This window comes from Sphingomonas populi (assembly GCF_004208535.1).
Classification (GTDB): Bacteria; Pseudomonadota; Alphaproteobacteria; order Sphingomonadales; family Sphingomonadaceae; genus Sphingomonas; species Sphingomonas populi.
On record NZ_SGIS01000142.1, the window covers coordinates 1 to 1,462 of the forward strand.

Below are 1,462 nucleotides of genomic sequence, written 5' to 3' on the forward strand. Positions count from 1 at the left end.
AGACCAAGCTCACCCGGCGTTGGGCCAGGCGCGGCACACGCCCCTCAGCGCCCAAGGATCAGCGCCGCTCCTCAGCATGGATCTTCGGCGCAATCTCCCCGCTGAAGGCAAAGCTGCGGGCATCGTCGTGGACTTGCTTCAGAAAAGTGGAGAGTTTTCCTGAGGTGAAAGGCGAACTCGATGACGAAGCAAAGACGGTTTACGAAGGAATTTGAGGATGAGGCGGTGCGGTTGGTTGCGACCAGCGGTCGCACGCAGCGTGAGGTTGCGGAGGATCTGGGGATCGGCCTGTCGACGCTGGTACGGTGGATCGGGCGCCGTCGTGATCGTCTGATAGAGATGCCTGACCAAGCGCCACAGGCGGATATAGCAGCGGAGTTGAAACGGCTCCGCCGGGAGAATGAGATTCTCCGGCAGGAGCGTGACATATTGAAGCGGGCGACCGCTTTTTTCGCCCGGGAGGGAAGTCGATGAGGTTCGCGCTCATCGATCAGGCGAAGAAGGAATTCCCCGTACACCGTCTGTGCCAGGTCCTCGGCGTCAGCCAGAGCGGCTATTTCGCCTGGAAGGACCGGCCGGCATGCCGACGCCAGCGCGACGACATGGTGATGCTGGCGCATGTCCGCTCCACGTTCGCGCTGTCCAACGGCACGTATGGCAGTCTGCGCATGACACGCGAATTGCAGGATGATGGCTTTGCCATCGGGCGCAGGCGCACGGCGCGGCTGATGCGCGAGAACGGCCTGCGGGGCCGGCAGAAGCGCCGGTTCAAACGCACGACCGACAGCGAGCATAGCTGGCCGATCGCGCCGAACATCATCGACCAGGATTTTACCGCGACGACGCCCAACCAGAAATGGGGCGTGGACATCTCGTATGTCTGGACACGGGAGGGATGGCTCTATCTGGCGGTGGTCATCGACCTGTTCTCCCGCCGCGTGATCGGTTGGGCCGTCGGCGACCGCCTGCACCGCGATCGGGCGCTGGCCGCGCTGCGCAAGGCCCTCGTCATGCGGCGTCCGCCCGAAGGGCTCATTCATCATTCGGACCGCGGCAGCCAATACTGCTCTGTGGACTACCAGGCCGAGCTGCACCGCCACGGTATCCGTATCTGCATGTCAGGAAAGGGAAATTGCTACGATTGCGATGGTGGAGACCTTCTTCAAGACGATCAAATCCGAGCTCGTCTGGCGCACCGTCTTCTATACCCGTGACCAAGCCGCGCAGGCCATTGCCCGCTATATCGACGGCTTCTACAACCCCGCCAGGCGCCATTCCGCGCTCGACTACATCAGCCCCGCGCAGTTCGAACGAACCGCGGCACGCTGAGCAAATGGGTTGTGTAACGCGAGGTCTGGAAATTCGATCGGGTCGTGATTGGTAAGCTGGTGCCGGGGCATGCCCCGGCACCAGCTGCCCATCTTCTGCATTCCATGGAGTTGCGACACACCCGTGGAGAGAG

At 62.3% G+C, this 1,462-nt stretch carries 2 pseudogenes; both read left to right on the forward strand.

Going from position 1 to position 1,462, the window contains the following annotated elements:
* A pseudogene (locus tag EWE75_RS26400) lies at positions 1-113 on the forward strand (IS630 family transposase); the annotation flags it as partial.
* A gap of 67 nt (positions 114-180) precedes the next feature.
* Positions 181-1,329: pseudogene (locus tag EWE75_RS24560) on the forward strand (IS3 family transposase).
* Positions 1,330-1,462: the final 133 nt, after the last annotated feature.